The organism is Serratia sp. AS12 (assembly GCF_000214195.1).
GTDB classification, from domain to species: domain Bacteria; phylum Pseudomonadota; class Gammaproteobacteria; order Enterobacterales; family Enterobacteriaceae; genus Serratia; species Serratia plymuthica.
This window is the reverse complement of record NC_015566.1, coordinates 1,254,389-1,280,366: the sequence shown is the minus strand read 5'-3', so window position 1 is coordinate 1,280,366 and position 25,978 is coordinate 1,254,389. Positions and strand designations below refer to the sequence as shown.

The following is a 25,978-nucleotide window of genomic DNA, read 5'->3' as shown; positions in this document are numbered from 1 at the left end:
ATGCGTAAGGAATGGCTTTGGGTCGGCGTAGTGGCTGTGTTGCTTTCCGCCTGTACCTCCCCGACCACGGAACAGCAGGCGCCGCCGCCGCAGCCGTATAACGGGCCGGTGGTGGAAATCGGCGGCGTTGAGCCTCAATATGAACCCTATAACCCTGGCACCCTGCAGGATTATAAGGTTAATGGCGATACTTACCGCATCGTGAAGGACCCGCAGAACTTCTCGCAGACCGGTCTGGCCAGCTCCTATGGTGAAGAAGCCCGGGGCAACACCACCGCGCTGGGCGAGCAGTTCGATCCTAACGGCCTCACCGCCGCGCACCCTACGCTACCGATCCCAAGCTACGTGCGCGTGACCAACCTCGCCAACGGCCGCCAACTGGTGGTTCGCGTGAACGATCGCGGGCCTTACACCAATGGCCGCATTATCGATCTGTCGAAAGCCGTTGCCGACCGTCTGAACCTGTCCAACAACACCAAGGTTAAAGTTGATTTCATCAACGTGGCGCCGGATGGCACCCTGAGCGGCCCCGGCACCATAGGGACGATCGTCGCCAAACAAAGCTACGCCCTGCCCTCGCGCCCCGATCTTGGCTCGAGCAGCATGGGAACTCCCGTGCAGCAGGAAGCCCCCATCGCCAGCGGCGCCGCAGTACGTCCAATAGATAACAACAGCCTGGATACCGGTGACAACGCCCCAGCCGCCGCTGCCGGCAGCAGCCGCACCGGTTTCCTCGGCGCACCAAGCCAGGTTCCCGCCGGCGTGTTGGAAGGTTCAGAACCTGAACCGGCCGTCAGCGCCGCCGCCATTGCAGCCCCCGTCGCCGCCACCGCAGCCGTTGCTGTCGGCGCCTCTTCCGCCGGGAGCTATGTCGTCCAGGTTGGCGCACTCAGCAGCGCTGAACGCGCACAAACCTGGCAACAGAGCCTGAGCCAGCAGTTTGGCGTGCCAGGCAAGGTTGCCGCCAGCGGCGGTGTCTACCGCGTACAGTTAGGCCCGTTCAGCGATCGCCAGCAGGCGGCACAGTTGCAACAGCGCCTGGCTTCGGAAGCGCAACAACAATCTTTTGTCACTGCCGCCCCCTAAACAGAGATACCCGACCAATTTCAAGTTGCAGCCGACACTGCTGCAGCTTGAAAGGTCAAAAGCATGAAGCCCCGGCGGGCGATCGCGACTGATAAGCGTTTCTCTAGCTGAAACATTTTCTTTCAGCAAAATGCCGGTAAAGCGCTATTAGTCAGATGAATGGATAATGCCTGCCGGAATCTCATCTGTTATAGTGTGGCTCGTTTTTAACTTTACCCTCATGGATGTTGTCCTCTCGATCATGAAACAAGTAACTTCTTTTCGTTTAATCAAGAGCATAGCGCTCGGCTCCGTTATCGCGATGAGTGCAGCTTCCGTTGCGCAAGCCGATGACGTTAATATCAAGACCATGATCCCAGGAGTGCCGCAAATCGATGCGGAAGCCTACGTCCTGATTGATTACAACTCCGGTAAAGTTTTGGCGGAAATGAATGCCGACGCGCGCCGCGATCCGGCCAGCCTGACAAAAATGATGACCAGCTACGTCATCGGCCAGGCGCTGAAAGCGGGTAAAATCGGCCCGGAAGACATGGTTACCGTGGGGCAAGATGCCTGGGCAACCGGCAACCCGGTATTCAAAGGGTCTTCGCTGATGTTCCTGAAGCCAGGCGATCGCGTGCCGGTTTCCAAACTGACCCGCGGCATCAACCTGCAATCCGGTAACGACGCCTGTGTGGCGATGGCCGATTACGTGGCCGGCAGCCAGGACGCATTCGTTAACCTGATGAACACCTACGTCAGCAAGCTGGGCCTGCAGAACACCCACTTCCAGACGGTACACGGCCTCGACGCACAGGGCCAGTACAGCTCGGCGCGCGATATGGCGTTGATCGGCCAGGCGCTGATCCGCGACGTGCCGGACGAATACGCGATTTATAAAGAAAAAGAGTTCACCTTCAACAATATCCGTCAGATGAACCGTAACGGTCTGCTGTGGGATACCAGCCTGAACGTGGACGGCATCAAAACCGGCCATACCGATGCGGCAGGCTACAACCTGGTGGCTTCCGCCACCGAAGGCCAGATGCGCCTGATCTCTGCGGTACTGGGCGGCCGGACTTATAAAGGCCGTGAAACCGAAAGCAAGAAACTGCTGACCTGGGGCTTCCGCTTCTTCGAAACCGTTGCGCCGCTGAAAGTGGGCAAAGAGTTTGCGTCTGAACCGGTCTGGTTCGGCGATGCGGATCGCGTTGAGCTGGGCGTGGACAAAGACGTCTACCTGACCATCCCACGCGGCCGGATGAAAGATCTTAAAGCCAGCTACGTGCTGAACACACCGGAGATTCATGCGCCACTGGCTAAAAACCAGGTTGTCGGCAGCATCAACTTCCAGCTGGATGGCAAAACCATCGATCAGCGTCCTCTGGTGGTGATGAACGAAGTGAAAGAAGGCGGTTTCTTCAGCCGCATCGTGGATTATATCAAACTGATGTTCCACCACTGGTTCGGTTAACAGTTGAAACGGGCAAAATTGCCCCCATATACTGATTAACATTAACTCCCGCTCCGGCGGGAGTTATAATTTATAGATTCGCTATGTTGATAGCAGCACTCTGGAGCGCACATGAAAACTAAACTGAACGAACTGCTCGAATTCCCTTGCTCGTTTACCTACAAGGTAATGGGCCTGGCACAACCAGAGCTGGTGGACCAGGTGGTTGAAGTGGTGCAGCGCCATGCTCCCGGGGATTACAATCCTGAAGTTAAACCGAGCAGCAAAGGCAATTACCACTCCGTTTCCATCACCATCAACGCTACCCATATCGACCAGGTGGAGACGTTATATGATGAATTGGGCAACATTGAAATTGTCCGCATGGTACTGTAATTCCAGCACAAAACCCTGCTAACTAACCCGGGCCAGAGGATCGTCTGCCCGGGTTGCGCATTTTTGGTCAGCTAAATGCTGGTCGCCGGCCAGAGCGCCCGGTATAATGGCATTACCACTTCTGTAACCTGACGATGACTCTTTTGCAACCAGACAAGATCATTTTGCGTCAGCTGGGGTTGCAGCCCTATGAGCCTGTATCCCAAGCCATGCACAACTTCACCGATCGCAGAACCGATGCCACGCCCGATGAGCTGTGGTTGGTTCAGCATCAGCCCGTGTTTACTCAGGGCCAGGCCGGTAAAGCGGAGCATCTGTTAATGCCGGGTGATATTCCGGTGGTCCAGAGCGATCGCGGCGGCCAGGTGACCTACCACGGTCCGGGGCAGCAGGTGATGTACGTGATGGTCGATCTAAAACGCAACAAGGTTGGCGTTCGCCAACTGGTCACGGCTATCGAAGATACCGTTATTAATACCCTCGCCCACTTTCATATCGAATCGCGCGCCCGCCCGGATGCGCCCGGTGTTTACGTGGGGGAGCAAAAAATCTGTTCGTTGGGTCTGCGGATCCGCAAAGGCAGTTCATTCCATGGCCTGGCGCTGAATGTGGCCATGGATCTCAGCCCCTTCCAACGTATCAACCCTTGCGGTTACGCCGGCATGCAAATGGCGCAGGTCAGCGCGCTGGTGCCCGGCGTAGGCATAGAAGACGTACACCCAATCCTGGTACAGGAATTTGTTCATTTACTCGGCTACCCGAAGGTCGAGCTTCGTAACTGGAACCTGCACGATTATGAGTAAACCAATTCAGATGGAACGCGGCGTTAAATACCGCGATGCAGACAAAATGGCGTTGATCCCGGTTAAAACGGTGGTCACCGAACGGCAGGAGCTGTTACGTAAACCCGAGTGGATGAAGATCAAACTCCCTGCCGACTCTACGCGCATTCAGGGCATTAAAGCCGCCATGCGTAAAAACGGTCTGCATTCGGTGTGCGAAGAAGCTTCCTGTCCGAACCTGTCTGAATGCTTTAACCACGGCACCGCCACCTTTATGATCCTGGGCGCTATCTGTACCCGCCGTTGCCCGTTCTGCGACGTGGCCCACGGCCGCCCGGTCGCCCCGGATGCCAACGAGCCGGAAAAACTGGCGCAGACCATCGCCGACATGGGCCTGCGCTATGTGGTGATCACTTCGGTTGACCGCGACGATCTGCGTGACGGCGGTGCTCAGCACTTTGCCGACTGTATCGCCGCCATCCGCGTGAAAAACCCGACCATCAAAATTGAAACGCTGGTGCCGGATTTCCGTGGCCGTATGGATCGCGCGCTGGAAATTCTGACAGCGACACCGCCGGACGTGTTCAACCACAATCTGGAAAACGTGCCGCGCGTCTACCGCCAGGTTCGTCCGGGCGCCAACTACGAATGGTCGTTGAAGCTGCTTGAGCGGTTCAAAGAAGCGCATCCGCACATCCCAACCAAATCCGGTCTGATGGTCGGCTTGGGGGAAACCAATGCGGAAATCGTTGAAGTCATGCGCGACCTGCGCCGCCACGGCGTCACCATGCTGACCCTGGGCCAATACCTGCAGCCAAGCCGTCATCACCTGCCGGTACAGCGCTATGTCAGCCCGGCCGAATTCGATGAAATGAAAGAAGAAGCGATGGCGATGGGCTTTACCCATGCGGCCTGCGGCCCGTTTGTCCGTTCCTCTTACCATGCCGATTTGCAGGCAAAAGGGATGGAAGTGAAGTAAGCGCGGTAATAATTTGTTACGCTTAAGCTTGCGGAAACGCCAAAAAACGGATGTCCTTGCGGCATCCGTTTTTTATTGCCAAACAGAAAACGTGATTACACGTCTTTCTTTTCGACGCTCTGCGGGTTGGATTGGCTTTCTGCCGTGTTTGCCGGCGGCGGAGTCGTGTCATCGCCCACGGCCTTTTTAAAGCCCTTCAGCGCAGCGCCCAGATCGGCACCCAGGGTGCGCAGTTTGCTGGTACCGAACAGCAAGATGATCAACACCGCAATCACCAGAAGTTTGGTAATACTGATACCTTCCATACTCACCTTCTTATTCATATAGCGCTGCAGAGGCAGCGAAAAAACAAACCTTGCCTAGGGTTATTTACCTACTTTCGCTAAGCCAATACAACAGCAACATGTAACAGAGTGAGATCCTCGCGCCGAGACCTCTTTTAAATGCATTGCGCATTAATCAGACTATTCTGAGTTATCACACTGCATGGTACCCTGTCGTTACACCTATCAGGGAGCCGCAGGATGTATGCACCATCAGTTATCGATACCCGGCGATCCGGTCTCAGCTTCGCCAGACGTACCTATCTGCCACGCATCGTCGGCCTGGGGATTGGTTTTCTGTGCGTATTTTCAGTGCTCCATTCCCAGCCGTCGGCCCCCTGGGTGTGGGGGCTGCTGATTTTTCATGGTTTTATTTGGCCGCATGTCGCCTACCAATGGGCGCGCCGCTCTGCCATGCCCTTCAAGGCGGAAACCCGCAACCTGCTGATCGATTCGTTTTTTGGCGGTCTGTGGGCAGCGATGATGGCCTTCAATGCATTGCCGTCGGTGGTCATTCTGTCGATGATGGGCATGAACAATATTGCCGCCGCCGGCAAGACCCTGTTCTTTAAAGGGCTGGTGGCACAGCTGGCCGGTGCCCTGACGGTCAGTGCCCTGTTGGGTTTTCCCTTCCAGCCGCAAAGCACGCCGCTGCAGATCTACCTCTGCCTGCCGATGATCTATCTCTACCCGGCCCTGCTGGGGTTAGTCACCTACCGCACCGCCAAGCGATTGGCGCAGAAAAAACAGGAGCTGCTGCGTATCAGCATGCGTGACGGCCTGACCGGGCTGTACAATCGCCGCCATTGGGAACATTTACTGCATCACCAATTCGACAGTTGCCGCCGTTACCAACACACTGCGACCCTGATCCTGATGGATGTCGATCGTTTTAAAACCATCAATGACACCTTCGGCCATGCGCTGGGTGACGAGGCGCTGGCGGTGCTGGCGGAAGAGTTGTTAATCGGCCTGCGTGCCGTGGATATTGTCGGGCGCTACGGCGGGGACGAGTTTGGCGCCGTGCTGCCGAACACCAGCGCCGAACAGGCCAGCATTGCGTTGCAACGCATTCAGGAACGGTTGAACGGCATTATTTTCCGTGAAGCGCCGCAGCTGCGGCTGAACATCAGCGCCGGCATAGCCGATTATCACGGCGAGATGGGCGGCTATCTGGACTGGCTGAAAGCTGCCGACAACGCGTTGTACCGGGCAAAAAACAATGGCCGCAATCGGCTGGAACTGGCAGTGCCCGGCAACTAGCTTAATAACTTGGCAAAGTATTTAGGGGCTTCAAAAAAGCCCTCCCGCTCATAGAACGCATGAGCCCGCTCACGGCGGCTGTGACAATGCACTTCAAGGCGGTCACAGCCGCGCTGGCGGGCCAATGCTTCTCCTTCAGCCAACAAGAACTGACCGACGCCCTGGCCACGTGCATGGCTATCAACGCAAAAATAGCTGATACGGCAAATATCTCCGGCCAACGCCAACTGCGGCAAGAAATGCAGCGACAAAACCCCCAGCACCTCATTATCATCATCGTCGGTCGCGACCAGCAACGCTTCATCGGGATGTGCCAATAGCTGCGCCAGGCGCGCATCAATAAATGCCTCGGTTCCGGCGTAATCCAGCGCAACCATTAACGCCACAATGGCTTTTTTATCTGCCTGCACCGCTGTTCTCACTTTCATTTCGATTGCCCCTGTCGTCACAGATACTACAAAATAGGCGGCACCGGGTGTAAGATCCAGCCTGCGCGGCAAAAAAGCGGCGCCGAACAACGGAGATGACATTCCTCCATAACCGCCTTCACAGGCTGATGATGTCTACGTAACCTCTCAAAGGGGTGCGTAGCGTTGCGCCAGCCCCTTTCTGAGCCTTGGTTTCCCCTTTTAGTGAAAGGTATTTCAACCATGTTGAGTTCTTTACTGGCAGTCTTTATTGGCGGTGGTGTCGGCAGCGTGCTGCGTTGGGTTATCAGCATGAAGATGAACCCGCTTAACGCGCATATCCCTCTGGGCACATTGGCGGTTAATCTGGTGGGCGGTTTTATCATCGGGTTGGCCATCGCCACCTTTACTCGCATGGCGCACCTGGATCCCACCTGGAAACTGCTGATTACCACCGGTTTCTGCGGCGGTTTAACCACCTTCTCCACGTTTTCGCTAGAGGTGGTGTATTTGCTGCAGGATGGCCGTTTTGCCTGGGCGTTGGCCAATATGCTGCTCAATCTGGCCGGCTCTCTGGCGATGACCTTGCTGGCGTTTATGCTGGTCATCTGGGTTAACGGGCAGTAGCTGATTTCGTTCTCTTAATGTTTCCTTAATCAGCCATGCGCATAATCTCATCCAGTGTCCCAAACTGGATGAGAACCAAAATGTTTAGCCTGCCCAAAACCGCCGCTGAAGTGACTGCCACCCTGCTGTGCCTGCTGATTGTCGCCGCCTTCATCAAGGTCTATCTGTTTGCCTGACGCTTCGCCCCCACAGGATCCCCCCTTTATAGTTCCCCTGCTGCCGTTATTGCATTACAATTGAGAATGAACGTTCGCACCCAAAATGCAAACCCCTCTATTGGCAAAGGATCGGGAAATGATATCCACCAGCGACAGCAGGCAAGCCAAAGCGCAGGCCCGCCGCGATCAAATCGTCGATGCGGCGAAAGTCTGTTTTCGTCGGCATGGTTTTCACGCCGCCAGCATGGCGGAAATCGCCCAGGCTTCACAGCTCAGCGTCGGTCAAATCTACCGTTATTTCGCCAATAAAGACGCGATCATCGAAGAAATCGTCAACCGTATTATCGCCCGTAAAATGCAGCGCCTGGAGGATCTTGGCGATCACATTAACCTGATCGCCGGCACCCTGTCGGCGCGCGCGCTGTTCCAACAACCCGGTGAAAACGAAACTGACCATATGCTGATGCTGGAAGTCACCGCCGAAGCCACGCGCAACCCGGTGGTGGCGAAAATGCTCAGCGACGCGGAAACACGGTTGTTCCATCATGTCTGCCAAAACCTGCAGCGGATGTACCCACATTTCACCGAACAAGAAATCGCCGCCCGGGTGGAATTTATCGCCGTCTTAAGCGAAGGCACGGGTTATCGCATCCTTACCACGCAAAAAGCCGATGTCAGCTTGCTGAACGGCCTGTATCAACAAGCTATCTCTCACCTATTCAGGAAACCCTAATTCCCCATGACCAGACACTTATCCAGACAACGTCTGGTGTACGCGGTGGTGCTTGGCCTGCTGGCCGCACTGGGGCCGCTGTGCACCGATCTCTACCTGCCCGCTCTGCCGGAAATGGCCGGCGAGTTGAATACGTCCACCGCCACGGCGCAGCTCAGCCTGACTGCCGGCCTGCTTGGGCTGGGCGTCGGCCAACTGATTTTTGGTCCCTTCAGCGACAAGCTCGGCCGCATGCGACCGCTGCTGCTGTCGCTGGTGCTGTTGTTGGTCGCCTCTGTGTGGTGCGCGCTGGCGCCGAATATCGACCAGTTGCTGATCGCCCGTCTGTTACAGGGGCTGGCCGGTGCAGGCGGTGCGGTGATCTCCCGCGCCATCGCGCGCGATCTCTATGCCGGGCATGAACTGACGCGCTTCTTCGCTCTGCTGATGCTGGTTAACGGCCTGGCGCCGATTATTGCGCCGGTGCTAGGTGGTGCCATGCTGCAATTGATGGACTGGCGCGGGATTTTTGGCGTACTGGCGGCCATTGCCGTGCTGCTGTTTACCCTTTCAAGCCTGAAGCTGCGTGAATCGCTGCCCGTGGAACGCCGCAGCCAGGGCGGCATTTTGGCAATGCTGATGTCGCTGGGCGGATTACTGACCCAGCGCCAGTTTATGGGCCTGTGCCTGACGCAGGGTTTCGTCATGGCCGGGATGTTCGCCTACATCGGCGCTTCGCCCTTCGTATTGCAGCAGATTTATGGCCTCAGTCCGCAGATGTTCAGCCTGTGTTTTGCCGTTAACGGCGTCGGTTTGATTATTTCTGCGCAACTTGCCAGCCGTCTGAGCGCGCGCTGGGGGGAAAGGCAAGTGCTGAAAGGCGGCTTAACATTGGCGGCCGTCGCCTCGCTGCTGTTGCTGCTGGCGGGTAGCCTCCACGCACCGTTGGCGCTGCTGATGATACCGCTGTTCTTCTCAGTGGCCGTAATCGGCATTGTCGGCCCTACGGCGTCATCATTGGCGATGCAAAGCCAGGGCGACAAAGCCGGCAGCGCCTCGGCGTTGATCGGCGTGTGCATGTTCGCGCTCGGCGCGTGCAGCGTGCCTATCACCGGGCTGGGCGGCACTTCCAGCGTGTCGATGGCGCTGACCATTGTCGGCTGTTACGCCATTGCCATCGTGCTGTTCACCCTGCTGGTGCGCAAACCGCAGGTGTGAGCCACCGTAAAAAAGGCAATAAAAAACCCGCTCAGGGAGCGGGTTTTAAGAATTTTGGCTACTGTAGCTTAGATAGCGATAACGTTAGCAGCAGATGGCCCTTTGGCACCGTTCGTGATTTCAAATTCTACACGCTGGCCTTCAGCAAGAGTTTTGAAACCATTGCTAGCGATGGCAGAGAAGTGAACGAAAACGTCCTTGCTACCATCTTCCGGAGTAATGAAGCCGAAGCCTTTGGATTCATTAAACCACTTAACGCTACCTTTAATCTTAGACATCAAACTTACCTTTAACGTGAATGTAAGACACTGAACCTGTGTCCAGTACAGTACAGCAATTAGACCGGATTTTGTCCACAACCTGGATCACATAAAACCGATAAAAAGTGAAAAAATCGGTATCGTCCACTGTAAATCTCTTGCACCGCTTGTTATAGCCAGCCTTGACAGCTCAATGCTCTTTAATCTCCATCGAACAACGGCCGAACGCCTGTTTCAGCCCCGGCAGCGCTCGTTGCCAGTGTGATGCAGACATAATCGCTATGAAATATAACCAGATAGTCTTTTTGCTTCCGGCCGCCCTGCACTAGGGTTAGAGCTTATCAACCACAGTGAGCCAAGACTATGACCAGCCAACTGGCCGAGAAGATCGTCGCCTACCGCCGTGAACTGCATCAGAACCCTGAGCTGTCCAACCACGAGTTTGCCACTACCGCCCGCCTCACCCGCTGGCTGGAAGAGGCCGGTATCCGTATTCTGCCGCTGGGGCTGAAGACCGGCGTGGTCGCCGAAATCGGCAGCGGCAAAGGCCCGATCATTGCGCTGCGCGGCGATATTGACGCCCTGCCGATAGAAGAAACCTCCGGCGTTCCCTTCAGTTCGCAAAATAGCGGCGTCATGCACGCCTGCGGGCATGATTTTCATACCTCGGTGATGCTCGGCGCAGCGCATTTGCTGAAAGCGCGCGAGGCCACCCTGCCCGGCACGGTACGTATTTTCTTCCAACCGGCAGAGGAAACCTTTAACGGTGCCCAGCATCTGATCGACGCCGGTGCGCTGGATAACGTGGCCGCGGTATTCGGTCTGCATAATGCGCCGGAGCTGCCGACCGGTACCTTCGCCACTCGCGCGGGGGCGTTTTACGCCAACGTCGATCGCTTCCAGATCCTGATCGCCGGTAAAGGCGCACACGCCGCCAAACCGGAGCAAGGCGTAGACACCATTGTCACCGCCAGCCAAATTGTCAACGCGTTGCAAACCCTGCCCAGCCGCAGCTTTAGCTCGCTGGAGTCGCTGGTGGTGAGCGTGACGCGCATCGAAGGCGGCAACACCTGGAACGTGTTGCCGCAGACCGTGGAACTGGAAGGTACGGTGCGTACTCACAACGAGAAAGTCCGCCTTCAGGTCCCGGACAAAATCCGCCAGGTGATTAACGGCGTAGCCGCATCGCTTGGCGCGCAGGCAGAACTGCGCTGGCAACCTGGCCCACCGGCGGTGGTCAATGACGCGCGCTGGGCAGCCTTCAGCAAAACCGTCGCCGCCGAAGCCGGTTATCGGGTAGAAGAAGCGGATCTGCAAATGGGCGGCGAGGATTTTGCGCTTTATCTGCACCACGTGCCGGGTGCTTTCGTCAGTATCGGTTCAGCCAGTGAGTTCGGCTTGCACCATCCACGCTTTAACCCGGATGAACAGGCGATCTTCCCGGCCTCGCAATATTTCGAACTGCTCGCTGAGCGCACGCTGCAACAATTAGCCACCGCGCCGGAAAAAATCACCAGCAAGGCGTAAAACTCACCTCATTATTATTTCGCGGCGCAGCGTCTTCTGCGCTGCGATTTATTATTTTCCCGTTATCCATACCCACCGCGATATTTGCTATTTCAACATTTGAATATGCTGTTTTGTTGTTTTACATCCTGAGGACGCTCATCAATAGTGGGAACTCGACAGATAGCGCCACAGCGGCACTTAACAGGGTGAAAGCAATGAGCAACAGTGCGAAAAACAAACGGCAATTGCGTCTTGGCGCCATTTTGCATGGCGCATCGGGAAATATGTCTGCCTGGCGGCATCCGGACGCCACCGCCGACGCCAGCATTAATCTCGATTTTAATATTGCCACGGCGAAAAAAGCCGAGCAGGGTAAATTGGATTTCGTGTTTGTTGCCGACGGCTTATATATCAATGAGAAATCCATTCCGCATTTCCTTAATCGTTTTGAACCCCTGACCCTGCTTGCCGCCCTGTCCGCCGCCACCGACAAAATCGGGCTGGTGGGCACGCTGTCCACCTCATACAGCGATCCCTTTACCGTCGCGCGCCAGTTCGCCAGCCTGGATCACCTGAGCAAAGGTCGGGCGGGCTGGAACGTGGTGACGTCGCCGCTGGAAGGGTCGGCAAAGAATTTCTCGCGCACCGAGCACCCGGAGCACAGCCTGCGATATCGCATCGCCAGTGAATATCTCGATGTCACCAAAGGGCTGTGGGACTCGTGGGAAAGTGACGCCTTTGTGCGGAACAAAAACAGCGGCGAATTTTTCAGCGCCGGTAAGCTGCATACCCTGAACCACCAGGGGGAATTCTTCTCGGTACAAGGGCCGCTGAATATCGGCCGCACGCCGCAGGGCCGCCCAATCTTGTTCCAGGCCGGTGCGTCGGAAGACGGAAAACAACTGGCAGCCAAACACGCCGATGCCATTTTCACCCACCATGAAACCCAGCAGTTGGCGCAGGCGTTTTATCAGGACGTAAAAAACCAACTGGTGGAACAGGGCCGCGAGCCGGACGATCTGAAAATTTTCCAGGGCGTCAGCGTGATCGTCGGCGACGACAATGAAGACGTGGAACGCCAATATTGGGAAACAGCACGTCTGGTCAGCATCGAGAACGCGCTCAACTACCTTGGCCGCTATTTCGAGCATTATGACTTTTCCCGCCATCCGCTGGATGAGCCCTTCCCGGACATCGGCAACCTCGGGCAAAACAGCTTCCGCAGCACCACCGATGCCATCAAGCACAACGCCCGCGAGCGTAATCTGACGCTGCGCGAAGTGGCGCTGGAAGCCGCTTCGCCGCGCCCGGTGTTCGGCGGCACGCCGGAGGCGGTAGCGGACGGTCTGCAAAACTGGTTCGACACCCAGGCCGCCGACGGTTTCATCATCAGCGGCGGCACACCGAACTCCTTCGGCCACTTTATTGACCGCGTGGTGCCCATCCTGCAGCAACGTGGCCTGTTCCGTAGCGATTACAGCGGCGACACGCTGCGCGACCACCTTGGCCTGAAGCAACCGCTGAACCAATTTACCCAATAACAATAATACTTGTTCAGGGATATTCCGCTATGCAAAACACCTTTACCGGCTCCGGCATCCATGTAAAAGCCATCCAAACCCGTCGCCACGTGGCGAAAAATCAGCAAGGTCTGGGCGACTAGGAGCATACCGATGGCAAACGACGTCTTTATCCAAACGCTGCCGGACGACCCGTTGGTCGAGCCGGTGATTGAAGGGCTGTTCGGCGAATATCGTCAGCGCTACGGCGATTATTTTGGTGAACAGGAACAAGAAACGCTGGATCTGTACGCCCCACCACAGGGCGCGTTTATCGTGCTGCTGCGCGCCGGGGAGCCGATCGCCATGGGCGCGTTCAAACGCTACGATCCGCACACCGCAGAGCTGAAACGCATCTGGACGCGAACCGACCTGCGTCGCCAGGGGTTGGCGCAAAAGGTCTTGCAGCAACTGGAGACGCTGGCATGGGAGCAGGGTTACCGCCAACTCTACCTGACCACCGGCTTTCGCCAGCCCGAAGCGGTGGGCCTGTATCTGAGCAACGGCTATCAGCCACAGTTCGATCCCACCGTCGACAGTGAAGTTTACAGCCGTCCGCCCTATGACGGCAGGTTGCCGTTTCGCAAAAGCCTGATAACAGCGGGCGCACTCTGTTGCGCGCAGGAAAGGAAGATTGCCTAGAGGCCGGTCCCCCTCCCTTTATCTGTTTCAGGAGCAATACGATGTCCAAACAAGAAGTGTTAAAAGTGGTTCCCGCACGCTATCCGCTGCGGCTGGTGGGCGCACTGTTTTCGGTGTTTATTCTGGCGGCGATAGTCCAGTCGGTGGCGGCCAACGAGCGCTGGGAGTGGGGGGTATTTGCCGAGTGGTTCTTTGCGCCGGCGGTGCTTTCCGGCCTGGGGCAAACCCTGCTGCTGACGCTGCTCGGCACGCTGTTCAGCATTATTTTCGGTACCTTGCTGGCGCTGGCGCGGCTGTCGCGCTCTTATCTGTTGGCTTCGCTGGCCTGGGGCTATATCTGGCTGTTCCGTTCGCTGCCGCTGATTCTGGTTCTGATCATCTTGTATAACTTCTCTTACCTGTACGATTCCATCTCGCTGGGCATTCCCTTTACCTCACTGGTGTTCGCCAGCTACCCGACCATCGATATCCTCAGCCAGTTTTCCGTCGCGGTGCTGGGGCTGACCCTGGTGCAATCGGCCTATACCGCAGAAATCATCCGCGGCGGCATTCTCGGGGTGGAATACGGCCAGCATGAGGCCGCAGCGGCGCTCGGTCTGCCGGGCTATCGCCGCACTTTCCGCATCATTCTGCCGCAGGCGCTGCGCTCCATCGTTCCGACCGGTTTCAACGAGATCATCAGCCTGGCAAAGGGCACCTCGATCGTTTACGTGCTGGCGTTGCCGGAGCTGTTTTACACCATTCAGGTCATCTATAACCGCACGCAGCAGGTAATACCGCTGCTGATGGTCGCGACCGTCTGGTACCTGTTCATCACCACCGCGCTGTCGGTGATCCAATACTACATTGAGCGCTATTTTGCCCGAGGCGCAGTACGCGAGTTGCCGCCTTCACCCTGGCAGAAACTGGCCGGCTGGATAAAACGTTAGGAGGATTTTATGTCCGAAGCTATTGATTACTATGCCCTGCGCGAAGCGCCGGTGCGCAACATCGTTCCGGTTCCGGCGCGCGGCCTGATTGAAATCAGCAACGTGAGCAAATTTTTCGGCAAGCACAAGGCGCTCGACGACGTCAGCCTGACGCTGCGGCCCGGCACGGTCACAGTGATCCTCGGGCCGTCCGGCTCGGGCAAATCCACCCTGCTGCGCGCCATCAACCACCTGGAGCGCGTCGATGAAGGCTTTATCCGCATCGACGGCGACTACGTCGGCTACCGGCGTAAAGGCGACAAACTGTATGAGCTGAAAGAGAACGCCATTCTCAAGCAGCGTATCAACGTCGGCTACGTGTTCCAAAACTTTAACCTGTTCCCGCATTTGACGGTGCTGGAGAACATCATTGAAGCACCGGTGGTGCATAAAATTTATTCGCGCACTCAGGCAAAAGAAGTCGCTTATCAGTTGCTGGATACCGTCGGCCTGCGCCACAAGGCCGACGCTTATCCGCGCCACCTGTCCGGCGGCCAGCAGCAACGCATTGCCATTGCGCGTGCGCTGGCGTTGAACCCTAAGGTCATTTTGTTTGACGAACCCACTTCGGCGCTCGATCCGGAGCTGGTCGGCGAAGTGCTGGACGTGATCAAAGGGTTGGCGGACTTGGGCGTGACGTTGGTGGTGGTCACCCATGAGATTGGCTTTGCGCGTGAAGCGGCGGATCAGATCGTGTTTATGGTCGACGGCCAGGTCGTCGAACAGGGCAACGCCCGGCAGGTGCTGAACCATCCGCAGCACCAGCGCACCATTAACTTCCTCAACAAAGTTCTGTGACTCACGGGGCGCAACCGCGCCCCGCCCGATAATCTTAAGCCTCAGCAGCGAAGCGGCGTTTCTCGGCGGCGAAATCCAGCGGCTTGATGCCGCGCTGATTGCGATCCTGCTCGGTCAGCAGCGCCGGCGGGATAAACCAGGTCACTTCAAACAAGAGCCCATCCGGATCGTGGCCATAGATGCTCTTATGCACACCGTGATCCTCCTCCAGCCCGAGAATGCCGCGCTGCGCCAATTGATCGCGAATGCGTTCGAGCTCATCCAGGCTATCGACTTCCCAAGCCAGATGGTACAGCCCGGCCGGTGGTTCGTTTTCCGCCGGCGGTTCGCCGTTGGCGCGAAACACCCCGGCGCGCTGTTGTCCGAGATTTTTGCTGAACAGCGCCAGATCGTGATCGTTATCCGAATCGGCCGCCTGGGTAAACACCGCTTTGTCGGGGCTGCCCGAAGGTTTTAGCTTGAACCCCAGCACCTGATGATAAAACTCCGCGCTTTGCTGCACATCGCTGACATACAGCACCGCGTGGTTAAGCCGTTTAATTCCCATCGATTTTCCCTTTCCGCATTGAATAAAGTCAGCTTGAAAATAGCATGTGACCGGAAACTCGCTAAATGCCGTTATCGCATTATCAAAACCGGAGCACGTACCTGTCACTGCAAGGCATTCCGCGCTATCATATCCTTGTCGCCTTTCAAGACGCAGCGTTGTTGTCTGCACTCGCGCCCCCCAGTGACTTACTTAAGTAAGCGCCTGGCGTGAGCGAGCTGGCCGCCTAGCCGCAACTTGAAATTTATAGGGGATAAATACTGTATTGAACGAATTAATGAGAATGATGATGAACGGCAAGATAACGACTTTTTTTGAAGACAAAGGCTTCGGCTTTATTACCGATGAGAACGGGGAAAATCGTTATTTTCACGTGATTAAAGTGCAAAACCCGGAGCTGATTAAGAAAAACGCGACCGTGACTTTCGAACCGACCAACAACACCAAAGGCCCTTCGGCGTATGCGGTCAAGGTCCAGGCGGCAAGCAAATACATCATCATCGCCAACGAAAGAATCAAGATCACCAGCATCAAATCTTTCAACACCTTCACCAAAGAAGTGCCGGTAAAAGCGGACGTGGACAAAGAAAATACCGTGCTGTCGGTGGGCCTGCTGATGAACCGCATCCGTCCGCAGTCCGAAGACGCGCCGCAAACCATGCAGACGCTGCGTATGCTGACCATCACCACTTTCCAGAACGCGACCCATACCTTCTCCGAGCAGGAGATCGACATGGATGAAACGCTGAAAGTGTTGAAAAGCCTATAATCACGGCCCAACGCCTATCCCTGCCCCTTGTCGGGGGGCTATCTGCTTCGCCCGCCTTCGTCGGGACGAATATATTCGCGCCCTACTAATAGCGGCGCGTATAAAAAACATTCGAAGCAATTTTATATCACCTGTGTTAGCGTGGGTTTTCACCTGACACAGGCCGTGCTATATGACTGATTCCAGCAGCGTTAAAGGCTTTATCAATCGCTCCACCAACATCGCCTGCCCCAAATGCGCCTACGTCACCAGCCAAAAATGCGCGACGCTACAGCAAAACGTTCTGCTTATCTGCCCGAACTGCGGTACCCGGTTTGAACCCAGGCAGAACTGAAACGCTTATTTGAACATGATGTGCCCAACGCTATTGCCACTCACCGCGTTAAACGACTCCACGCGATTGCGCCCCTGTGACTTGGCGCGATAAAGCGCGATATCCGCCATATTCATCAGCTGTGCCAGCGATTTCACTTCGTTCATCGCCAGACTGGCGACGCCCACGCTGATGGTCATTTTCAGCGGCGCTTTGCCACCGGGATACAGGTCGGTTTTTTGCACCAACTGCCGTAAATGCTCCGCTAGAGCCACCCCCTGCGCAGCCAGCGCACGCGGCAGCATAATCGCAAACTCTTCCCCGCCCAGGCGACCAAACAGCTGATCGTGGCGCAGTTCGCGCCGGACAATATGAGCGAAGGTAGCCAGTGCCTGATCGCCGGCCTCGTGGCCGTGAGTGTCGTTAATGAGTTTAAAATGATCGATATCAATCAGCAGCAGCGATACCGCCTCTTTCGATTTATATTTGTGCTCCAGCAGTTCACCGGCCTTTCGCGTCAGCGCACTGCGCGCCAGCACCCCGGTCAGGAAATCGTGATTGGCGCTGTGCTCCAGCCGGCGCATCAGCTTGCGGTTAACGGCTATCGAACTGGCGAGGATCAGCGGCCCCATGACCAGCATGGCAATCCCCAACCGGGCCGACATCAGGGTATCGAGGAACGCGTTGTGGTTGTTCGGCGTTTCATACAACATCAGATTGGCGGAGATGCTGCTGATTTCGGTCATGCCGGTCAACAGCGTCAGCAAGGTCACGGTGAACAGCTGGTAGCGGACCGCACACCACAGCAGCGCCGGGATCGGGAAGGCAATCGCCCCCGGGCCGCCGATGTACACGCTGAATACCAGGGAAAACAGCAGCGCCAGCAGCGGCATACCGGTACGCAGCGGCCAGTGGATCTGCATGCGCAACAGCTGCTTCAGCCGCGGTGCCGCCAGAAACACCGGCAACAGCAACAGGTTGGTGGAGAACTGTTCACTGAACCACGCCAGCCAGGCGGTGATCACCGTATTATTGTACAGGCTGTCATTGCGCAGTATCGACAGGGTCGACGCCACCGCCGCACCACTCAGGCTGGCGGTAAACATATAGAGTATCGCCTGAGGTTTGCCCATTCTGCGCTGCGACTGCGGTAACAGCAGCATCACGCCATAACCGGTGGCAATCAGCGACATATTGCAGGCGTTCAACCACATGGCCAAAGGCAGCGCTTCGCCGGTCGTCAAATCGGCAGCAATCATGCCAAGGTAGGTGGTTAGCCAGCCCAGCGGCGTGGCATAGGCAGGTTTGCGCAATAGCAGGCCGAGTAAAATCGCATTCACCGGCCAAAACAAGGAAAGGGATCCGATCGGACGAGTAAATATACCCAGCAAGGAAAGTAAAAACGCCAGCAGAAAAAGCGTGATCAGCTGGAGGGTAACAGGCAGGCCATGTTTGGCGTTTATTCTGGCGTTCATCACCTTACCCATAAATTCGTAATAACCAGAGCAATTATCTGCATATTCCCTCGCCCGGCATGATAAGGAGGACAAAAAATCCGTTCTCAACCAGTAAATACCGATGATTCAGAAACAAAGAGACATTCATTTTTATTTAGCAGAACGTTCTTAACTCCACAGCTCGTCGCCGCAACTCAGAGTGAACGCATTCACGCCAAACCGAAGAAAAATGTTCAGCGATATCTATCAGCATAGCGTAAACCGTTACTGATCCGCACAAGCACAAACCCATAATAATAAAGTGGGTATTATTTCGTTTACCCTATTGTGCCTGCGATTATTTTCCAGCAAGTCATCCGCAAGCGCAATTAGAACCGGAAACATAAAAAAAGCCCGCAGAGCGGGCTCGCTTGAAGAGCAGCAAATTGACAGTTACGACACAGCCATTGCATGCCTGTGCTGCTGTTCATGATATCGACGGAAGCTTAAGCGGACCTTAGCAACAAAAAACCCGGTCTAGGAACCGGGAATATTTGTACGAAATGCAGTGTTAGCCCAAGCAGGCTAATAACACTCCGCAGTTTACACGCCAAATGTGCAGGAAAAATGAACGACGCGATATCCCCACCGAACGCGATGGGGAGCAGGATCACGCCAGTTTGGCGGCAATGCTCGCGACGCGCTGGCCATACAATTTGGCGGTTTCCAAATCCCCCGACAGCATTTCATCTACGCCGGCATCGGCAGGCGTCTGGACCAGCAGGCCAACAGAGCCCCCCAGATTGTTCACATCGGTACGCTGCGCCGCTTTGCTGTTGGCCGGTGGCAGCCCCAGGCTGACCCACAGGCCGCCGTGCTGTGAAGCCAGCGTTTGCAGGGCGATCAGCGTGACCTGCTTGTCGCCGTTCAGGCTGGCGCTGTTGGTGAAACCGCCGAACACCTTGTCTTGCCATTTGCGAGTGAACCAGGCTTTTGAGCTGGCGTCGGCAAATTTCTTGAACTGCCATGATGGGCCGCCCATGTAGGTTGGCGAACCAAAGATGATGGCGTCGGCCTCATCCAGTTTCTGCCAGGCTTCTTCGCTGATATTGCCGTCTTGATCGATAGCGATCAGCTCAGCCTCTGCGCCTTCGGCAACAATGCTCGCCAAACGCTCGGTGTGGCCGTAGCCGGAATGAAAAATCACCACTGTCTTCGCCATAAGAAACTCCCAGGTAGTTGCATCGGGGTGCCGGCGGCCCCCTTAAATACGCTAATCCAATCTACTCAAGCGGCCCCAAGGTGAATACCCAATTTATCTGACGGAGTTATTCAAAAAAACCGGGTGGCATTCACGCCCCGGCCGCCTGCACGCCCTGCTGCCGGGCGAAATCAATAAACGCGCGCAGTGGGCGCGGCATTTGTCGGTTGGCGGGGTAGTAAAGATAAAAACCGGGAAAAGGCGGTGTCCAGGCATCCAACAGCGGCACCAGCCGGCCATCGGCCAGCGCGGCGGCCACCTGATGCTCAAACAGGTAAGCGATGCCCACGCCGTCCAGCGCCGCCCGCACCAGGATCTCCGGTTCGTCGACGATCACCGGCCCTTCCACCGCGATATCCAGCGTTTCACCGTCGCGCTCAAATTCCCAGCGGTAAAGATTGCCATTGGTTGGCCAGCGAAAATTCAGGCAAAGGTGTTGGCGCAGCTCGCGTGGCGCCTGCGGTTGGCCATGACGAGCCAGATACGCCGGGGAGGCGACTACCCGCATCCGAAGATCTCCGCCAAGCTTGATCGCCACCATGTCCTTTTCCAGCTTCTCGTGCAGACGCACGCCGGCATCGAAACCGCCGGCGACAATGTCCACCAGCCGGTCTTCCACATTGAGATCGAGGAGGATATCCGGGTACTGCCGGTGAAACGGCGCGATCAACGGCGCCAGAAAATGCATGGCGGCGATCCGCGTAATATTAAGACGCAAACGCCCGGTGGGCTGCTGGCGTTGGTTGACCGCCTGCTCCACCGCCGCATCGATTTCGGCGATAGCCGGCAACAAGCGCGCCAACATCTGCGCCCCCGCGTCGGTGGGCGCCACGCTGCGAGTGGTGCGGTTCAGCAGCCGCAACCCCAGGCGGCTTTCCAGATTGCGCAGCGTCTGACTCAGCGCTGAAGCGGTCATGCCCAGGTGCACGGCGGCGCGGGCGAAGCTTCCGTGTTCAACAATGGCGGCAAAAGCGCGCAACTCCGCAAATTCACTTCCTCTCATTATGCCTCCATCGCTTAATAATTCATGAAGATTATAGCGTATTCCGTGAATAGCTCGCCGGGTCTATCTTGAAATCAACATCAACAGGAGAACGCCCATGAACACATCCTTATCGCTGGACAGTTACCGCCTGCTGGGCCGCTCCGGCCTGCGCGTCTCGCCGCTGGCGCTCGGCACCATGACTTTCGGCGCCGACTGGGGCTGGGGAGCGGAACAGGCCGAGGCCCGCCGCCTGTTCGACGCCTATGTCGACCACGGCGGCAACTTTATCGATACCGCCAACCGCTATACCGAAGGCAGCGCCGAACGCTTTGTCGGCGAATTCGCCACCGGGCGCCGCGATCGTCTGGTGATCGCCACCAAATACACCTTGCCGATGCAGCCCGATAACCCGAACTCCGGCGGCAATCACCGTAAAAGCATGGTTCGCTCGGTGGAGGATAGCCTGCGGCGCCTGAACACCGACTATATCGATTTACTCTATTTGCACGCCTGGGACTACACCACGCCGGTGGAAGAAATCATGCGCGCGATGGACGATCTGGTGCGCGCCGGCAAGGTGCTGTACCTGGCGGTATCGGATCTCCCGGCCTGGCAGGCCGCCAGAATGCAGATGCTGGCGGATTTACGTGGCTGGTCGCCTCTTATCGGCCTGCAGATCGAATACAGCTTGCTGGAACGCACGGTGGAGCGTGAATTGATCCCGATGGCGCAAGAGCTGGGGCTGGGCGTGATCCCCTGGTCGCCGCTCGCGGGCGGTGTGCTGAGCGGCAAATACCGGCGGCAGGATCTGCAACCGGAGGGGGATGAAACAGGTACCCGACGCGAAGTCGTGCGCACCAAAGGAACGCTGACCGCCCACAACCTCGACATTGCCGATGCCGTGAGCGATATCGCCCACGAGGCCGGTTACACGCCCGCTCAAGTGGCGCTGGCCTGGACGCTGCGCAATCCGGCGGTGAGCGCGCCGATTATCGGCGCACGCACGCTGACGCAACTGGATGACAACCTCGGTGCGCTGGAGGTCAGGTTGGCGGAAGATCGGTGGCAACGTCTGGATGCGCTCAGCGCAATAGAATTGGGTTTCCCACATGATTTTCTGACGCTGTCGACCACCCGTAACATCATGTTCGGCGGCCTGAATATCGTCGGACGCAGATAAAAAAAATCCCGCACGAGGCGGGATAAACTTAACAGGGATGGGGTAATACACTACAGGGACTAACACACAACATCATCGGGTAGGACTACCTTACCAATCCCAATGTATAGAACTGTCATTTCTGCGTAAGGTTGCTCCGGCAGATGTAACGCCGGATGGAAATGTGACATGTTGACCGTGGCGCCGGCGCTCAGGGATGGGCATAGCGCCTTACCTATCTCACACAACCGATTAATAAATAATCGATTCAGGGCTATTGAAAGCGCCGGGTGGTATACTGATAACCCCTACATCTACCCGGTGAAAGATATGTCTATCTTTGATGCCCTTAAGATGTTCAGCGCCACATCCGTGAAAGTGACTTGCCCAAAATGCGCTTACGTCTCCGAACAAAGCAGCAGCAAGATGCGCAAAAATATCACCATGATCTGCCCTAAATGCGGGCATTATTTCCGCCCTGGAGAAGAAAAGTAACACCTCCCGTCAATGCGCCCGCGGAGTGGTGTCGTTGGCGGCTATCAAAGGGCCGCCGCTGCCCTCGGCTTTCACCTGCCTGATTTCACGACAAACAGCCGCGATTCGAACCCGCCGCTTTTAAAGGTGCTGGTGTTGGCCCATCCCGGCGGCAACCGCCCAAAATCCTGATTAAAATCGCCGCCGCTGACTAACCACACCCGACGATGGGGCCCCACCAGGGCGTTGAGATTATCGACATAGGTCTGCGCCGCGCGATCGTGGAAAAAAGTGCCAAAACCATAGGCATTGGGTTTTCCGGAAAGACCGTTGGGCTTGACCGGCGTATACAGCAACGCGCGATGCCCTTTTTCGTTGTAATAAACATAACTCAGATAATTAAACATATTGCTGACGACAACGGCATCATCAGGTTGATAGCCACTGTTGATATAGCGCACCATCTCCTTAAACTCATCTTTCTCCGGTGGATAATCATTCCGCAGCCCGCTGCCAAACAACAGGCTAACCAGCAGCAACAATAAAAACCTGTGCGCCTTTTTTTCGTTTTCAGTAATTAACAGGGCCAGGATGATCGGAATGCCTAATGAGGAGAAAAATAAATAACGGTCGACGAACAACGGCGTGCGGAACGAAATAATAAACAGCAGAGTAACAGGGATAAATACGCTGCAAAGCAACAACAAAAGGTATTTTCTTTCCCCTCCCCGCCCCATCAGCCACAGGCATGACAACCCGGTGAAGCACACCGGCAACAACCAAAAAATGATCGCGGGATAACCTCTGCCATCATTCCCGGTGAATAACCGCCAATACATGGCAGGAAGATCGCTCCACACCACCTGGGGGATCCAGCCGACATCCCCGCCCACTTTCAGCTCCGCAATATGATCCAGCAAGTTCACCAACACCAGCAGCCAGGGGATATAGGCCAACCCTATAGCCAGATTGGCCAGCCACCATGCAGGTTGTTTGAGATAACGCTGGGGTTCGTCACGCCGGCAGGACAGCGCCAACAGCACTATCCAGTGAGTCATTAAGGCAAAAATGGTGAAGTAATGCGTGTAAAAACTCAACGCCATCAATAACGTATAAACCGCCAAATAACGACGGCTAGCAGGCGCCTTTAGCCACATCACCAGAGCCAGGGTAGCGGCGATCGTCAACATTCCCATCAGCGCATACATACGCGCCTCCTGGCTGTAACGCACCGCCATCGGCATGATCGCCATCAGGCTGCCGGCCAGCAGTGCCGCCCGTTCATTGGCGACCTTGCGCGTCAGCTTTATGGCCAGCGCGACCGTAATAACGCCAAACAGCAGGCTGAGAGAACGGACAGCCAAAATGCTATCGCCGAACAGCAGCATCCAGCCACGCAGCAGCAGATAATAAAGCGGAGGATGGACATCAAAAGAAGCATGGTACAACAGTGCCGAGACGTCATAACGGCTGGTCAGCACGCTGGAGGCCTCGTCACACCAAAAGTATCTGCCGGTTAAAGAAATAAACCGGATCCCGGCGGCAAACATCAGGATCAGATAGACGTAATGCCGGTAGCCAATGCCTTTTAGCGCCTTGCCGGCCAGGGGTTTAGTAGATATCTGTTGCAGAGACATAACCGCATTCCGCCGGATTGTTCCACACAGTGTGGAGACGTGGCGATCATCATTACCGAGCTCAGGTAAATGGCAGCTCAATCATCACCAAATAAGCCAACGTCGCTTTAACCGCCGCAAGGGAGACTTCATTTTGAGGGGGACTTTTCAATGCACACCCATTCCTCTGCACAAAAGGGGACGGGGATCGTAGTATCGCTTTGCCATGAATAACGTGGCAGCCGGTAGCGGATAACGTTAGGGAACAAATTCCCCCCTAAATGTGCAGCCAGCCATTAATCAGCGTGCAACTCTGTCCACCAATCCATGGCTCATCGTGAATAAAACGAACGCTAACCCGGCCTTCTCGATGCAGTTGGGTACCTTGTCGAACCTGATACCCTTGTGCCGTCAAACCACCGTCGGGGAAGTTATTGACCTTCAACCAACGGGCCAGGCACGCATTAGCACTGCCGGTCACAGGATCTTCAACCAGCTTATCCCATTCAACCAGAAACGCTCGCATCTCATAATCAGCCGGACCACCAGATGAATGGGCACCATAAATCACCACGCCATCAACATGACAAGCCATTTGCAGCTTTTTAATCATGGCCTGATCCGGCGTCATCGCCAGGCAGGATTGAGCGTTTGGCATACGTACCATCAGCCAGCGAATGCCCATATCGGCAATCACCGGCATCGCATCTGTTTCAATAACCGCAGGCTGAAATGCGGCCGTTAGCCATTCCCTTTCCTCAACGGTAAGCATTCGAAACGTTACTTCAGGTGCGGCAAACGCCAGTGTTCCGTCAGGCAGGATATTGACTGCAATCAGACCAACCCCGCATTCTTGCACAACAACCCCCGGCTGTTTGGCCACCAACCCTGCCTCCAATAATGCATGGGCCGTACCCAACGTCGGATGTCCGGCAAAGGGCAACTCTTTTTCGGGGGTAAAAATGCGCACCTGATAATCTGCAACCGGATTAGTCGGTTTGAAGACAAACGTCGTTTCCGAAAGGTTGGTCCAGCGAGCTAATGAAAGCATCTGCATTTCATTCAACCCCTCCGCCTCCAGGATCACCGCCAAAGGATTCCCCTGCAATGGCGAGGTGGTAAAGACATCCACCTGTTTGTAGGCGCGTGGTATCACATTATCTCTTCTGAACATTTGCCATAGTCCGTTATATATAAGGCTTGATGATAGCTCGATTAAATCACTTGCATCAATTTATCAGCCTGTAGCTATTGCATGCTCTTGGCTTCTCACCTTATGACAGTAAGAGTAATTTTGCCCGATAGCCATTATCCCTGACTATCGGGCAATCCCGCCCCGGCAAGAATAGCGCCGGTTAAGGTTGAAGCGGAGCCAGATGCGCCAACACCAGATCTATGCCCTCCCCCGGGCGGCGCAACGGGTTATGCCCCAGCCCCCGGGTTTTCACCAGACGGGCGGCGGGCCAGGCTTGGGCCAGGCATTCTGCTTCCACTTCCAGGACGATATCGTCAGCGTTGTCGTGGATGATTAACGCCGGTTGTTCAATCTGCCGCAACCCTTCATAGGCGTTAAAGCGCTGCCAAACGGCATCTCCAATGCCAAAGTAACGCTCAATGTAACCCCGTAAACGTTGCTGCTGGCGCGCCGGCAAATTGAGGATAGAAGCATACTTGGTCACCAGGCCGCTAAAGTGCGTAGGCGCGCCGACAATCACCAAGGCTTTGGTACGCAGCCCGGCTTTCACCGCGTTGATCGCCGACAGGCCACCGAAGGAGTGGGCCACAATCGCGTCAAACCCGCCCTCTTGCCGCTCCAGTCGCTGAATGATTTCGATAAACTCGACAATGCTGCTCTGGTCGCCTTCCGCATCCCCGTGTGCCGGTGCGTCAAAACCGACAACCTGGAAACCCCGTTCCACCAATACCTGGATCAAACGCGAGAAATGCGATGCCCGCGACTCCCAACCGTGCGCCAACAGCACCTTTGGCCCCTGTTGCCCCCAGTGGTACACCACCGCCTGCTTATCGTTGCTCAGGGTGATGTACGTAATGCTGCTCGCCATCCCCATCGTCTGTTTATCGCTTTCACGCGTCGGGACGCGGCGTGGGGTGAAAAAGCGTTTGCCAAGGTAGGCGGCCGTTGGGCCAGGCACCACAAAATCCATTAACCGGATACCCACTTTAATGCAGGATACGGCCGGTGAGCGCATATAAGCCGGCCCACGATACTGCCGGTAGGCTTGTTCGATAAGTTGGTCAAAATGTTCACTCATTGTACTCTCCAGAATCGCGGGTGACG

At 56.0% G+C, this 25,978-nt stretch carries 28 protein-coding genes and 1 riboswitch; of the genes, 18 read left to right on the top strand and 10 right to left on the bottom strand.

Annotation, left to right across the window (positions count from 1 at the left end):
* The 5 genes from rlpA (at position 1) to lipA (ending at position 4,675) form a co-directional block, all read left to right on the top strand.
* On the top strand, positions 1–1,086 hold the full coding sequence (gene rlpA / locus SERAS12_RS05915) for an endolytic peptidoglycan transglycosylase RlpA (RefSeq protein WP_013811870.1): 1,086 nt from the start codon (positions 1–3) through the stop codon (positions 1,084–1,086).
* Between the two features lie 241 nt (positions 1,087–1,327).
* Complete coding sequence (gene dacA, locus SERAS12_RS05910) at positions 1,328–2,539, top strand: D-alanyl-D-alanine carboxypeptidase DacA (protein ID WP_041415955.1); 1,212 nt, start codon at positions 1,328–1,330, stop codon at positions 2,537–2,539.
* A gap of 111 nt (positions 2,540–2,650) precedes the next feature.
* Entirely contained in the window at positions 2,651–2,914 is a 264-nt protein-coding gene (ybeD, locus tag SERAS12_RS05905) for a DUF493 family protein YbeD (RefSeq protein WP_004949579.1), read from the top strand.
* A 134-nt stretch (positions 2,915–3,048) separates the two neighbouring features.
* A complete protein-coding gene (lipB, locus tag SERAS12_RS05900; RefSeq protein WP_013811868.1) occupies positions 3,049–3,717 on the top strand; it encodes a lipoyl(octanoyl) transferase LipB in 669 nt (222 codons plus the stop codon).
* Positions 3,710–4,675 (top strand): lipoyl synthase, encoded by a 966-nt coding sequence (gene lipA / locus SERAS12_RS05895; RefSeq protein WP_004949576.1) that lies wholly within the window; start codon positions 3,710–3,712, stop codon positions 4,673–4,675. The genes lipB and lipA overlap by 8 nt, the downstream gene beginning before the upstream one ends.
* Positions 4,676–4,770: 95 nt before the next feature.
* Here lipA and tatA read toward each other — a convergent pair whose 3' ends face one another.
* Positions 4,771–4,980 (bottom strand): Sec-independent protein translocase subunit TatA, encoded by a 210-nt coding sequence (gene tatA, locus SERAS12_RS05890; protein ID WP_006324068.1) that lies wholly within the window; start codon positions 4,978–4,980, stop codon positions 4,771–4,773.
* A 219-nt stretch (positions 4,981–5,199) separates the two neighbouring features.
* On the opposite strand from tatA, the gene SERAS12_RS05885 reads away from it, so the two are divergent.
* Positions 5,200–6,261 (top strand): diguanylate cyclase, encoded by a 1,062-nt coding sequence (locus tag SERAS12_RS05885; protein ID WP_013811867.1) that lies wholly within the window; start codon positions 5,200–5,202, stop codon positions 6,259–6,261.
* Here SERAS12_RS05885 and SERAS12_RS05880 read toward each other — a convergent pair.
* A complete protein-coding gene (locus SERAS12_RS05880) occupies positions 6,258–6,689 on the bottom strand; it encodes a GNAT family N-acetyltransferase (RefSeq protein WP_013811866.1) in 432 nt (143 codons plus the stop codon). The two genes, SERAS12_RS05885 and SERAS12_RS05880, sit on opposite strands and share 4 nt — an antisense overlap.
* Before the next feature lie 82 nt (positions 6,690–6,771).
* Positions 6,772–6,834: riboswitch (Fluoride riboswitch) on the top strand.
* A 77-nt stretch (positions 6,835–6,911) separates the two neighbouring features.
* Here SERAS12_RS05880 and crcB point away from each other — a divergent pair.
* From crcB to SERAS12_RS05865, 3 genes are all read left to right on the top strand, one after another.
* Positions 6,912–7,295: a fluoride efflux transporter CrcB gene (gene crcB, locus SERAS12_RS05875; RefSeq protein ID WP_013811865.1), complete on the top strand. Its 384-nt coding sequence runs from the start codon at positions 6,912–6,914 to the stop codon at positions 7,293–7,295.
* Positions 7,296–7,589: 294 nt separating this feature from the next.
* Positions 7,590–8,186 carry a TetR/AcrR family transcriptional regulator gene (locus tag SERAS12_RS05870; RefSeq protein WP_013811864.1) on the top strand — a complete coding sequence of 199 codons (597 nt, stop codon included), beginning with the start codon at positions 7,590–7,592 and terminating at the stop codon, positions 8,184–8,186.
* A 6-nt stretch (positions 8,187–8,192) separates the two neighbouring features.
* Positions 8,193–9,383, top strand: coding sequence for a multidrug effflux MFS transporter (locus SERAS12_RS05865; RefSeq protein ID WP_013811863.1), 1,191 nt, complete (start codon positions 8,193–8,195; stop codon positions 9,381–9,383).
* A 68-nt stretch (positions 9,384–9,451) separates the two neighbouring features.
* On the opposite strand, the gene cspE is transcribed toward SERAS12_RS05865, so the two are convergent.
* A complete protein-coding gene (gene cspE / locus SERAS12_RS05860; RefSeq protein WP_002210315.1) occupies positions 9,452–9,661 on the bottom strand; it encodes a transcription antiterminator/RNA stability regulator CspE in 210 nt (69 codons plus the stop codon).
* Between the two features lie 345 nt (positions 9,662–10,006).
* Between cspE and SERAS12_RS05855 the strand changes: the two genes are divergently transcribed.
* The 5 genes from SERAS12_RS05855 to SERAS12_RS26530 all read left to right on the top strand — a co-directional run bounded on the left by SERAS12_RS05855 (position 10,007) and on the right by SERAS12_RS26530 (position 15,119).
* Positions 10,007–11,170: a M20 peptidase aminoacylase family protein gene (locus SERAS12_RS05855; RefSeq protein ID WP_013811862.1), complete on the top strand. Its 1,164-nt coding sequence runs from the start codon at positions 10,007–10,009 to the stop codon at positions 11,168–11,170.
* 197 nt (positions 11,171–11,367) lie between these two features.
* Complete coding sequence (locus SERAS12_RS05850) at positions 11,368–12,693, top strand: LLM class flavin-dependent oxidoreductase (protein WP_013811861.1); 1,326 nt, start codon at positions 11,368–11,370, stop codon at positions 12,691–12,693.
* A 132-nt stretch (positions 12,694–12,825) separates the two neighbouring features.
* On the top strand, positions 12,826–13,353 hold the full coding sequence (locus tag SERAS12_RS05845) for a GNAT family N-acetyltransferase (RefSeq protein ID WP_013811859.1): 528 nt from the start codon (positions 12,826–12,828) through the stop codon (positions 13,351–13,353).
* 41 nt (positions 13,354–13,394) lie between these two features.
* Positions 13,395–14,282: an amino acid ABC transporter permease gene (locus SERAS12_RS26535; RefSeq protein WP_013811858.1), complete on the top strand. Its 888-nt coding sequence runs from the start codon at positions 13,395–13,397 to the stop codon at positions 14,280–14,282.
* Positions 14,283–14,291: 9 nt separating this feature from the next.
* Positions 14,292–15,119 (top strand): amino acid ABC transporter ATP-binding protein, encoded by an 828-nt coding sequence (locus tag SERAS12_RS26530; RefSeq protein ID WP_004949541.1) that lies wholly within the window; start codon positions 14,292–14,294, stop codon positions 15,117–15,119.
* A 34-nt stretch (positions 15,120–15,153) separates the two neighbouring features.
* Here the strand turns inward: SERAS12_RS26530 and SERAS12_RS05830 are convergent, their stop codons facing one another.
* Positions 15,154–15,666: a VOC family protein gene (locus tag SERAS12_RS05830; RefSeq protein ID WP_006324061.1), complete on the bottom strand. Its 513-nt coding sequence runs from the start codon at positions 15,664–15,666 to the stop codon at positions 15,154–15,156.
* Positions 15,667–15,955: 289 nt separating this feature from the next.
* Between SERAS12_RS05830 and SERAS12_RS05825 the strand changes: the two genes are divergently transcribed.
* Together SERAS12_RS05825 and SERAS12_RS26410 are read left to right on the top strand one after the other, a co-directional pair.
* Positions 15,956–16,435, top strand: a complete 480-nt coding sequence (locus SERAS12_RS05825; RefSeq protein ID WP_013811857.1) for a cold-shock protein — start codon at positions 15,956–15,958, stop codon at positions 16,433–16,435.
* A 172-nt stretch (positions 16,436–16,607) separates the two neighbouring features.
* Positions 16,608–16,769 carry a YnfU family zinc-binding protein gene (locus SERAS12_RS26410; RefSeq protein WP_013811856.1) on the top strand — a complete coding sequence of 54 codons (162 nt, stop codon included), beginning with the start codon at positions 16,608–16,610 and terminating at the stop codon, positions 16,767–16,769.
* Between the two features lie 5 nt (positions 16,770–16,774).
* Here the strand turns inward: SERAS12_RS26410 and SERAS12_RS05820 are convergent, their stop codons facing one another.
* From SERAS12_RS05820 to SERAS12_RS05810, 3 genes are all read right to left on the bottom strand, one after another.
* Positions 16,775–18,223, bottom strand: coding sequence for a GGDEF domain-containing protein (locus tag SERAS12_RS05820; RefSeq protein ID WP_041416537.1), 1,449 nt, complete (start codon positions 18,221–18,223; stop codon positions 16,775–16,777).
* 631 nt (positions 18,224–18,854) lie between these two features.
* Positions 18,855–19,406 (bottom strand): flavodoxin family protein, encoded by a 552-nt coding sequence (locus SERAS12_RS05815; protein WP_013811854.1) that lies wholly within the window; start codon positions 19,404–19,406, stop codon positions 18,855–18,857.
* A 130-nt stretch (positions 19,407–19,536) separates the two neighbouring features.
* Positions 19,537–20,448 (bottom strand): LysR family transcriptional regulator, encoded by a 912-nt coding sequence (locus tag SERAS12_RS05810; protein WP_013811853.1) that lies wholly within the window; start codon positions 20,446–20,448, stop codon positions 19,537–19,539.
* A 97-nt stretch (positions 20,449–20,545) separates the two neighbouring features.
* Here SERAS12_RS05810 and SERAS12_RS05805 point away from each other — a divergent pair, with 97 nt between their 5' ends.
* Positions 20,546–21,610: an aldo/keto reductase gene (locus SERAS12_RS05805; RefSeq protein ID WP_013811852.1), complete on the top strand. Its 1,065-nt coding sequence runs from the start codon at positions 20,546–20,548 to the stop codon at positions 21,608–21,610.
* A 168-nt stretch (positions 21,611–21,778) separates the two neighbouring features.
* Positions 21,779–22,084 (top strand): YnfU family zinc-binding protein, encoded by a 306-nt coding sequence (locus tag SERAS12_RS05800; RefSeq protein WP_013811851.1) that lies wholly within the window; start codon positions 21,779–21,781, stop codon positions 22,082–22,084.
* A gap of 71 nt (positions 22,085–22,155) precedes the next feature.
* On the opposite strand, the gene SERAS12_RS05795 is transcribed toward SERAS12_RS05800, so the two are convergent.
* The 3 genes from SERAS12_RS05795 to SERAS12_RS05785 form a co-directional block, all read right to left on the bottom strand.
* Entirely contained in the window at positions 22,156–23,700 is a 1,545-nt protein-coding gene (locus tag SERAS12_RS05795) for a glycosyltransferase family 39 protein (protein ID WP_013811850.1), read from the bottom strand.
* A 256-nt stretch (positions 23,701–23,956) separates the two neighbouring features.
* Complete coding sequence (locus tag SERAS12_RS05790; RefSeq protein WP_013811849.1) at positions 23,957–24,853, bottom strand: PhzF family phenazine biosynthesis protein; 897 nt, start codon at positions 24,851–24,853, stop codon at positions 23,957–23,959.
* 181 nt (positions 24,854–25,034) lie between these two features.
* The gene (locus tag SERAS12_RS05785; RefSeq protein WP_013811848.1) at positions 25,035–25,952 is read right to left on the bottom strand and encodes an alpha/beta fold hydrolase; all 918 of its coding nucleotides are present in this window, start codon (positions 25,950–25,952) and stop codon (positions 25,035–25,037) included.
* Positions 25,953–25,978: the final 26 nt, after the last annotated feature.

Excerpts from the sequence above, each read along its gene's own strand:
- rlpA (WP_013811870.1), top strand. The coding sequence starts at position 1 with ATGCGTAAGGAATGGCTTTGGGTCGGCGTAGTGGCTGTGTTGCTTTCC.
- dacA (WP_041415955.1), top strand. The coding sequence starts at position 1,328 with ATGAAACAAGTAACTTCTTTTCGTTTAATCAAGAGCATAGCGCTCGGC.
- ybeD (WP_004949579.1), top strand. The coding sequence starts at position 2,651 with ATGAAAACTAAACTGAACGAACTGCTCGAATTCCCTTGCTCGTTTACC.
- lipB (WP_013811868.1), top strand. The coding sequence starts at position 3,049 with ATGACTCTTTTGCAACCAGACAAGATCATTTTGCGTCAGCTGGGGTTG.
- lipA (WP_004949576.1), top strand. The coding sequence starts at position 3,710 with ATGAGTAAACCAATTCAGATGGAACGCGGCGTTAAATACCGCGATGCA.
- tatA (WP_006324068.1), bottom strand. The coding sequence starts at position 4,980 with ATGGAAGGTATCAGTATTACCAAACTTCTGGTGATTGCGGTGTTGATC.
- SERAS12_RS05885 (WP_013811867.1), top strand. The coding sequence starts at position 5,200 with ATGTATGCACCATCAGTTATCGATACCCGGCGATCCGGTCTCAGCTTC.
- SERAS12_RS05880 (WP_013811866.1), bottom strand. The coding sequence starts at position 6,689 with ATGAAAGTGAGAACAGCGGTGCAGGCAGATAAAAAAGCCATTGTGGCG.
- crcB (WP_013811865.1), top strand. The coding sequence starts at position 6,912 with ATGTTGAGTTCTTTACTGGCAGTCTTTATTGGCGGTGGTGTCGGCAGC.
- SERAS12_RS05870 (WP_013811864.1), top strand. The coding sequence starts at position 7,590 with ATGATATCCACCAGCGACAGCAGGCAAGCCAAAGCGCAGGCCCGCCGC.
- SERAS12_RS05865 (WP_013811863.1), top strand. The coding sequence starts at position 8,193 with ATGACCAGACACTTATCCAGACAACGTCTGGTGTACGCGGTGGTGCTT.
- cspE (WP_002210315.1), bottom strand. The coding sequence starts at position 9,661 with ATGTCTAAGATTAAAGGTAGCGTTAAGTGGTTTAATGAATCCAAAGGC.
- SERAS12_RS05855 (WP_013811862.1), top strand. The coding sequence starts at position 10,007 with ATGACCAGCCAACTGGCCGAGAAGATCGTCGCCTACCGCCGTGAACTG.
- SERAS12_RS05850 (WP_013811861.1), top strand. The coding sequence starts at position 11,368 with ATGAGCAACAGTGCGAAAAACAAACGGCAATTGCGTCTTGGCGCCATT.
- SERAS12_RS05845 (WP_013811859.1), top strand. The coding sequence starts at position 12,826 with ATGGCAAACGACGTCTTTATCCAAACGCTGCCGGACGACCCGTTGGTC.
- SERAS12_RS26535 (WP_013811858.1), top strand. The coding sequence starts at position 13,395 with ATGTCCAAACAAGAAGTGTTAAAAGTGGTTCCCGCACGCTATCCGCTG.
- SERAS12_RS26530 (WP_004949541.1), top strand. The coding sequence starts at position 14,292 with ATGTCCGAAGCTATTGATTACTATGCCCTGCGCGAAGCGCCGGTGCGC.
- SERAS12_RS05830 (WP_006324061.1), bottom strand. The coding sequence starts at position 15,666 with ATGGGAATTAAACGGCTTAACCACGCGGTGCTGTATGTCAGCGATGTG.
- SERAS12_RS05825 (WP_013811857.1), top strand. The coding sequence starts at position 15,956 with ATGAACGGCAAGATAACGACTTTTTTTGAAGACAAAGGCTTCGGCTTT.
- SERAS12_RS26410 (WP_013811856.1), top strand. The coding sequence starts at position 16,608 with ATGACTGATTCCAGCAGCGTTAAAGGCTTTATCAATCGCTCCACCAAC.
- SERAS12_RS05820 (WP_041416537.1), bottom strand. The coding sequence starts at position 18,223 with ATGAACGCCAGAATAAACGCCAAACATGGCCTGCCTGTTACCCTCCAG.
- SERAS12_RS05815 (WP_013811854.1), bottom strand. The coding sequence starts at position 19,406 with ATGGCGAAGACAGTGGTGATTTTTCATTCCGGCTACGGCCACACCGAG.
- SERAS12_RS05810 (WP_013811853.1), bottom strand. The coding sequence starts at position 20,448 with ATGAGAGGAAGTGAATTTGCGGAGTTGCGCGCTTTTGCCGCCATTGTT.
- SERAS12_RS05805 (WP_013811852.1), top strand. The coding sequence starts at position 20,546 with ATGAACACATCCTTATCGCTGGACAGTTACCGCCTGCTGGGCCGCTCC.
- SERAS12_RS05800 (WP_013811851.1), top strand. The coding sequence starts at position 21,779 with ATGTTGACCGTGGCGCCGGCGCTCAGGGATGGGCATAGCGCCTTACCT.
- SERAS12_RS05795 (WP_013811850.1), bottom strand. The coding sequence starts at position 23,700 with ATGTCTCTGCAACAGATATCTACTAAACCCCTGGCCGGCAAGGCGCTA.
- SERAS12_RS05790 (WP_013811849.1), bottom strand. The coding sequence starts at position 24,853 with ATGTTCAGAAGAGATAATGTGATACCACGCGCCTACAAACAGGTGGAT.
- SERAS12_RS05785 (WP_013811848.1), bottom strand. The coding sequence starts at position 25,952 with ATGAGTGAACATTTTGACCAACTTATCGAACAAGCCTACCGGCAGTAT.